Origin of the sequence: Paraburkholderia sp. RL17-380-BIE-A, assembly GCF_046028085.1 — a bacterium.
Lineage (GTDB): Bacteria > Pseudomonadota > Gammaproteobacteria > Burkholderiales > Burkholderiaceae > Paraburkholderia.
In genome coordinates, this window is the sequence record NZ_JARESQ010000020.1 from 160,561 (window position 1) to 167,588 (window position 7,028).

Annotated in this window: 6 protein-coding genes; 1 reads left to right on the forward strand and 5 read right to left on the reverse strand. The window is 62.5% G+C overall.

The window, feature by feature from the left end; translation table 11 throughout:
- Window positions 1–67 precede the first annotated feature (67 nt).
- From paaK to paaN, 5 genes are all read right to left on the reverse strand, one after another.
- Entirely contained in the window at window positions 68–1,372 is a 1,305-nt protein-coding gene (gene paaK, locus P0D68_RS28935; protein WP_091798744.1) for a phenylacetate--CoA ligase PaaK, read from the reverse strand.
- Window positions 1,373–1,607: 235 nt separating this feature from the next.
- Window positions 1,608–2,069 carry a hydroxyphenylacetyl-CoA thioesterase PaaI gene (gene paaI, locus P0D68_RS28940; RefSeq protein WP_408301969.1) on the reverse strand — a complete coding sequence of 154 codons (462 nt, stop codon included), beginning with the start codon at window positions 2,067–2,069 and terminating at the stop codon, window positions 1,608–1,610.
- Between the two features lies 1 nt (window position 2,070).
- Window positions 2,071–2,862, reverse strand: a complete 792-nt coding sequence (gene paaG / locus P0D68_RS28945) for a 2-(1,2-epoxy-1,2-dihydrophenyl)acetyl-CoA isomerase PaaG (RefSeq protein WP_408301971.1) — start codon at window positions 2,860–2,862, stop codon at window positions 2,071–2,073.
- 49 nt (window positions 2,863–2,911) lie between these two features.
- Window positions 2,912–4,114 (reverse strand): 3-oxoadipyl-CoA thiolase, encoded by a 1,203-nt coding sequence (pcaF, locus tag P0D68_RS28950; RefSeq protein ID WP_408187533.1) that lies wholly within the window; start codon window positions 4,112–4,114, stop codon window positions 2,912–2,914.
- A 124-nt stretch (window positions 4,115–4,238) separates the two neighbouring features.
- Window positions 4,239–5,939 (reverse strand): phenylacetic acid degradation protein PaaN, encoded by a 1,701-nt coding sequence (gene paaN, locus P0D68_RS28955; protein ID WP_408301973.1) that lies wholly within the window; start codon window positions 5,937–5,939, stop codon window positions 4,239–4,241.
- A 137-nt stretch (window positions 5,940–6,076) separates the two neighbouring features.
- Here paaN and P0D68_RS28960 point away from each other — a divergent pair, with 137 nt between their 5' ends.
- Window positions 6,077–6,853: an enoyl-CoA hydratase gene (locus P0D68_RS28960; RefSeq protein ID WP_408301975.1), complete on the forward strand. Its 777-nt coding sequence runs from the start codon at window positions 6,077–6,079 to the stop codon at window positions 6,851–6,853.
- Window positions 6,854–7,028 lie beyond the last annotated feature (175 nt).

Below are 7,028 nucleotides of genomic sequence, written 5' to 3' on the forward strand. Positions count from 1 at the left end.
CGGCGTGGATACGCCGCGTCGCGCGCTACTTCCCGTCTGCTATTTCCCGTTTGGTGTTTCCCGTTTGTTAAAGCCCCGACTGGCGCTTGTCCACCACACGCCGGGCTTTGCCCACTGAACGCTCAATCCCGTTCACACCGAGCACGTTCACCACCGCGCTCACGCCGATCAGCGCCTTGATGTCATAGGCCAACGCCTGCTTGGCCGTGTTCAGCGCGGCCGTGTCCGGTGCCGATTCCGGGCAAGGTTCGACGTTCAACGTCAACACGTCGAGCGGGCCTTCCTTGGTCAGCACGATCTGATAGTGCGGTGCGAGCGCATGCTGCTTGAGCAGCAGTTCTTCGATCTGCGTCGGGAACACATTCACGCCGCGCACGATCATCATGTCGTCCGAGCGGCCGGTGATTTTCTCCATCCGGCGCATGGTGCGGGCGCTGCCTGGCAGGAGGCGTGTCAGGTCGCGGGTCCGGTACCGAATAATCGGCAGCGCTTCTTTGGTCAGCGACGTAAACACCAGTTCACCCAGTTCACCGTCCGGCAGCACCTCGCCGGTTTCGGGATCGATGATCTCGGGATAGAAATGGTCTTCCCAGATGGTCGGGCCGTCTTTCGTTTCCACGCACTCGGACGCGACGCCGGGTCCCATGACTTCGGACAGGCCATAGATGTCGACAGCGTCGATGCCCATGCGCGTTTCGATCGCCTGACGCATGTCGTTGGTCCACGGCTCAGCGCCGAAAATGCCGAGGCGCAACGAACAATTGGCCGGGTCCACGCCTTGACGCTCGAGTTCGTCCGCAATCGAGAGCATGTAGCTCGGCGTCACCATGATGATGTCGGGCCGGAAGTCCTGGATCAATTGGACCTGCTTTTCAGTCTGGCCGCCGCCGAACGGGATCACGGTGAGCCCGGCGCGCTCGGCACCGTAGTGCGCGCCGAGACCGCCCGTGAACAGTCCGTAGCCGTAGCTCACGTGCACTTTGTCACCGCGCCTCGCGCCGGCGGCGCGGACCGAACGCGCGACGAGATTCGCCCACGTGTCGATGTCGCGCGCGGTGTAACCCACCACGGTCGGCTTGCCCGTGGTCCCGGACGATGCGTGAATCCGCGAAATCTGATCCTGCGGCACGGCGAACATTCCGAACGGATAGCTGTCGCGCAGATCCTTTTTGGTGGTGAAGGGAAAACGCGCCAGGTCGGCGAGACTTTTCACTTCGCTCGGGTGAACACCGGCTTCATCGAACTTGCGTCGATAAACGGGTGAGTTTTCATAGGCATGGTTCAGCGACCATTTGAGCCGTTCAAGTTGAAGCGCGGCAAGTTCGTCGCGGCTGGCGGTCTCGATCGGATCGAGCGGAAGGGCGGTGGTCATTGAATGTCTCCTTGCTGCCTCAATGCTTGGGTCTGGTGTACGTGCGCTTGTGCGCGAAAACCGGGGCGGGCTGCTGTTTAACGGCGTGGCGCCAGAGAGCGCCACTCGGCCACGAATCTGTTGCGGGCTTGTCGCAAGTCACTGCGGAGTTGCGGCGAGTTCGGCGAAAGTTTGCCGCGAGTTTGTCGCGAGTTTGTCGCGAGTTTGTCGCGAGTTTGTCGCGAGTTTGTCGATATCAGTTGCCTGCAGGAATCAGGTTCCCCTTAATCTGTGCCGATTTGCCGCGAAACATCGCGACGGTTTCCTCGGCGCGATTGGTTACGCGAATGTCGTAAATTCCGGTTCGGCCGCTCAACGTCTGTTCGACGGCTTCCGCCGTCAGCACGTCGCCGCCTTGCACGGGCCGCAAGAACTCGATCGAGCAGCCCGCTGCGACCGTGTTGATGTTGTACGTGTTGCAGGCGAACGCGAACGTGGAATCCGCGAGCGTAAAAATGAGGCCGCCGTGGCAAATCTGATGGCCGTTGAGAAAGTCGTCGCGCACGGCCATGCGCAGGCGCGCGTATCCAGGGCGCACTTCGACGATTTCGAGGCCGAGGGCGCGGCTGCACGCATCGTTCTCGTACATCGCGGCCGCGGTAGCGCGGGCGAGTTCGTCGGGCGTCATCTGGCTGGGATGGTTGGCTTGATTCGACATGTCACCGTCCCTCGAAGCGCGGCGCGCGTTTTTCCACGAAGGCTTGCACGCCTTCCGCGTAGTCGTGGGAGGCACCCAGTTCGCGTTGCAGATCGCGTTCCAGATCGAGTTGCTGGTCGAGTGTTTGCGTCACGCCAGCGCGCATGGCCTGCTTGATTGCGGCAATGGCGCGCGTGGGTTGCTGCGCGAGCTGGGACGCGAGTTTCGTCGCGGTGTCGGCAAGCTCCGTGTCGTCGACTGCTTGCCAGATCAAACCCCAGCTTTCGGCTTTTTCCGCGCTGAGTTTGTCGCCGGTAATGGCAAGTCCCATGGCGCGAGCCATGCCGACCCGCTGCGGCAGAAACCATGTGCCGCCCGAGTCCGGCACGAGGCCGATCTTCACGAACGCCTGAATGAAGCTGGCGGAACGCGCCGCGAGCACGAGGTCGCACGCTAGCGCGAGGTTGGCGCCGGCGCCGGCCGCCGTGCCGTTTACCGCGGCGATCACCGGCAACGGCAAGGCTTGGAGGCGGCGAATCAGCGGATTGAAATGTTGCTCGATCAGTTCACCCAGATCGGTCATGGCGCCGGGTGCGAAGTCGAGGTCGGCCAGATCCTGGCCTGCGCAGAAGCCGCGGCCCGCGCCGGTTAGCACTAGCGCGCGGGCACCGGACGCTTCGACCTGGTCGAGCGCGGCGCTCAGTTCCTGATGCATCGCGCGAGTAAAGCTGTTGAGTTTGTCCGGCCGATTCAGCGTGATGGTGGCGACATGGCATGATGCGTCGATGTCGAGACGAATCGCTTCATATGACATTGGGTGTCTCCTCAAAGTCTCTTGGCCGATGGGCGCTGTAGCGTTGGCGTTAGAGCCGCTCGATGACCAGGGCGATGCCCTGGCCTACGCCGATGCACATCGTGCAAAGCGCAAAGCGGCCGTTGATCCGTTCCAGTTGGTACAGCGCGGTCGTGATCAGACGTGCGCCCGACGCGCCCAGCGGGTGGCCGAGTGCGATAGCGCCGCCGTTCGGATTGACGCGCGGGTCGTCGTCGCGCAGACCGAGTGTGCGCAGAACCGCCAGGCCTTGCGACGCGAACGCTTCGTTCAATTCGATCACGTCGAGTTGTTCGAGCGTCATGCCGAGTTGCTTCAGCAGCTTTTGCGTTGCCGGCGCCGGACCGATACCCATGATGCGCGGCTCGACCCCCGCCGTCGCCATGCCCACCACGCGGGCGCGGCGGCGCAGGCCGTATTGATCGGCTGCCTGCTGGTTCGCGAGCAACAACGCGCAGGCGCCGTCGTTCACGCCCGACGCATTGCCGGCCGTCACGCTGCCGTCCGGCCGGACCACACCCTTGAGCTTGCCGAGACTTTCGAGCGAAGTTTCGCGCGGGTGTTCGTCCAGCAGCACGCGCACAGGGTCGCCTTTTTTCTGTGCGATCTCGACGCCGACGATTTCCTGGGCCAGCGTTCCATCCTGCTGCGCGCGAGCCGCCTTTTGCTGACTCGCTAAGGCAAACGCGTCCTGATCCGCACGGCTCACGCTGAATTCGACAGCAACGTTTTCCGCGGTCTCAGGCATCGAATCGACGCCGTATTGACGTTTCATCAGCGGATTGATGAAGCGCCAGCCGATCGTCGTGTCGTAAATGTCAGCCTGACGTGAGAACGCGCTAGCAGCCTTGCCCATGACGAACGGCGCACGTGTCATGCTTTCGACGCCGCCGGCGATCATCAGGCGTGCTTCGCCCGCCTTGATGGCGCGCGCTGCGGTGCCGACCGCGTCCATACCCGAGCCGCACAGGCGATTGATGGTGGCGCCCGGCGCCTCGGTGGGCAAGCCGGCCAGCAATGCCGACATCCGCGCGACGTTGCGATTGTCTTCGCCGGCCTGGTTGGCGCAGCCGTAGATCACGTCGTCGAGAGCGCGCCAGTCGACGCCGGGATTGCGTTCGATCAGCGCCTTGATCGGCACCGCGCCGAGGTCGTCGGCACGGACATCTTTCAGGGCGCCGCCGTAGCGGCCGATTGGGGTGCGAATCGCATCGCAGATGAAGGCGTCGTTCATGTGGATTCCTGCCAGGGCGGATCGGCGAGAGATGCCAATCCGATGTCTCATGTTAGTTGGGGCGCACGGCCCGGTCCATTCGGCCAAACGGTATAGGACGAAGCCGTGCTTTGTCTTATGCCATTCAGCCAGCTACCGCCGGCGCCGCTTTCGGTTCAACATGAACGCGGCTCTGAACTACGCGGAAGCGATTCGCAACGAAGGCTGGGTCAGCCAGCGCGGCATTGGCCGCCGGGTTCGCGCCCGTGCCGTGAAAGTCCGAAAAGGCCGCCGACTGATTGACGAACACGCCGCCTGTCAGATTGATCGACAGGGCCACGCCACCGCGGATCGATGCTTCGTGCGCCTGTTCGAGCACCGCTTCGTCCGTGCTGTAGACAGAGAGCGTCAATGCGCCATGTTCGGCGGCGATTGCACCGGCGAGGTCGAGGGACTGCGCGGTGGAGTCTGTCGCGATCACGAAAGAGATCGGGCCGAACCATTCCTTGGTGAATTGCGCGTGGTCGGTCGCGGCATCCAGTTGGACCACGAGCGGCGTGCGCACGCGGGCGCCGGCAAAAGCGGGATGCTCGAGCGTCTGGCTCTCGACGAGAACGCGGCCAAGTTTTGCGGCTTCACCCACGCGTTGGGCTACGCCTTCGTTCTGAATCGCGCCGAGTAGTTCGACCGCGCGGGCCGGGTCGGAGACGAGCTTTTGCACTGCGCCGGCAATGGCTTGCGCGACTTCGTCAAAGCCGAGCGTGCCTTCCGCGGTGCGGATGCCGCCGCGCGGCACGTAGATGTTTTGCGGCGCGGTGCACATCTGGCCCGAGTACAGGGCGAGCGAGAAGGCGATGTTGCGGGCAACGGCTTTGATGTCGTCAACGGAGTCGATGACGATCTGGTTCACGCCGGCTTTTTCGGTGTAGACCTGCGCCTGGTGCGCATTGCGCTCGAGCCACGTGCCGTTTTGCGTACTGCCCGTGAAGTCGATCAGCTTGATTTCCGGGCGCACGGCCAGCTCCTGGACAAGCGCCCCGTCGTTCGGTTCGGTGGCCAGCAAGGTGACGACATTCGGATCGAAGCCCGCTTCGCGCAGCACGTCACGCGCAATTCGTACCGTGATAGCGAGCGGCAGGATTGCGCCCGGGTGCGGCTTGACGATGACCGTGTTGCCCGTGGCCAGATCCGCGAAGAGTCCGGGATAGCCGTTCCACGTCGGAAATGTGCAGCAGCCGAGTACGAGGCCGGTGCCACGCGGCACGACGGTGTAGCGCTTGTGCATGGCGAGCGGCGGATTCTTGCCTTGCGGCTTTTCCCAGTGGGCGTCGCCGGGAATGCGGCGCAATTGGTCCCATGCGTACGCGACGGCTTCGAGCGCACGATCCTGGGCGTGTGGACCACCGGCCTGGAAGGCCATCATGAATGCCTGACCGGTCGTGTGCATCACGCTGTAGCCAATCTCAAAGCTGGCGCGATTCACGCGCGCAAGAATTTCGAGGCACACGCCGATCCATGCTTGCGGGCCGGCGGCGCGCCAGTCGCGCTGGGCAGCGGCAGCCGCCGCGATCAGGGTGACGGGGTCGGCCTTCGGGTAGCGCACACCGAGCGGGAATCCAAACGGCGAGACTTCGGCCCCGACAGTTTCGCCCGTCGACGGTTGGTCTAGCTGGAACGTCGCGTTGAGATGCGCTTTGAATGCGGCTTCGCCGTCTGCGTTAGCTGTTTCCCCGTACACTTTCGGACTGGGCATTTCGACGAACGGGCTCCAGTAGCCGCGCGTTTCAATCGCGGTGAGTGCCTTTTGCAGCGTGTCTTCGTGCTTGGTGAATAGCGGATGTGTCATGGCAGAGGGGCTTGGCTTATACGTTGGGGAAAGCCTGTCGAATAATTGACCGACCGGTTGGTTGGGGAATGTTAGCATTATTAAGATGGCCGCGCGAAGTGTTTTCGCGCGCGATTTTTCTACCTTAAGGAGGCGGCATGGCTTACGAGAACATTCTGGTTGAGACGCGGGGTCGGGTCGGGTTGGTCACATTGAATCGCCCGAAGGCGTTGAACGCACTTAACGATGCGTTGATGGACGAATTGGGCGCCGCGCTGCGCGAGTTCGATGCTGACGACGCGATCGGTGCGATCGTGGTGACGGGCAGCGAAAAGGCGTTCGCGGCCGGTGCCGACATCGGCATGATGTCCACCTATACCTATATGGATGTCTACAAGGGTGACTACATCACGCGCAACTGGGAAACGGTTCGCTCCATCCGCAAGCCGATTATTGCGGCGGTGGCCGGCTTCGCGCTCGGCGGTGGCTGCGAATTGGCGATGATGTGCGACATCATTTTTGCCGCCGACACGGCAAAGTTCGGTCAGCCGGAAATCAAACTGGGCATCATGCCGGGTGCCGGGGGTACACAACGTCTGCCGCGGGCCGTCTCCAAGGCGAAGGCAATGGACCTCTGCCTGACCGCGCGTTTCATGGATGCCGCCGAAGCCGAGCGCGCTGGTTTGGTATCGCGTGTTATTCCGGCTGCTGCTCTGCTCGACGAGGCGATAGCAGCGGCTGCCACGATCGCTGAATTCCCGTTGCCAGCCGTGATGATGGTGAAGGAATCTGTCAACCGCGCCTACGAAACAACGCTTGCGGAAGGCGTGCATTTCGAGCGCCGCCTGTTCCATTCGCTCTTTGCTACTGAAGATCAGAAGGAAGGCATGGCTGCGTTCGTGGAGAAGCGCAAACCGGTTTTCAAGCATCGTTAATATGCTTGTCAAAATAACGCTTGCAAGGCGCTGGCCGGCTCGCTAGAATCTCGCTCTTTCGTGCTTCGGACAACGGAGCGCGGGAGGCGGGAGAGCCAGCAGTGGCAAGGCTTTTAGCGGAGTGGGCGGGTTGGGAAAGTTAGAAAAACCTGTTGACGACGTAGTGAAAGTTCTT

Excerpts from the sequence above, each read along its gene's own strand:
- paaK (WP_091798744.1), bottom strand. The coding sequence starts at position 1,372 with ATGACCACCGCCCTTCCGCTCGATCCGATCGAGACCGCCAGCCGCGAC.
- paaI (WP_408301969.1), bottom strand. The coding sequence starts at position 2,069 with ATGTCGAATCAAGCCAACCATCCCAGCCAGATGACGCCCGACGAACTC.
- paaG (WP_408301971.1), bottom strand. The coding sequence starts at position 2,862 with ATGTCATATGAAGCGATTCGTCTCGACATCGACGCATCATGCCATGTC.
- pcaF (WP_408187533.1), bottom strand. The coding sequence starts at position 4,114 with ATGAACGACGCCTTCATCTGCGATGCGATTCGCACCCCAATCGGCCGC.
- paaN (WP_408301973.1), bottom strand. The coding sequence starts at position 5,939 with ATGACACATCCGCTATTCACCAAGCACGAAGACACGCTGCAAAAGGCA.
- P0D68_RS28960 (WP_408301975.1), top strand. The coding sequence starts at position 6,077 with ATGGCTTACGAGAACATTCTGGTTGAGACGCGGGGTCGGGTCGGGTTG.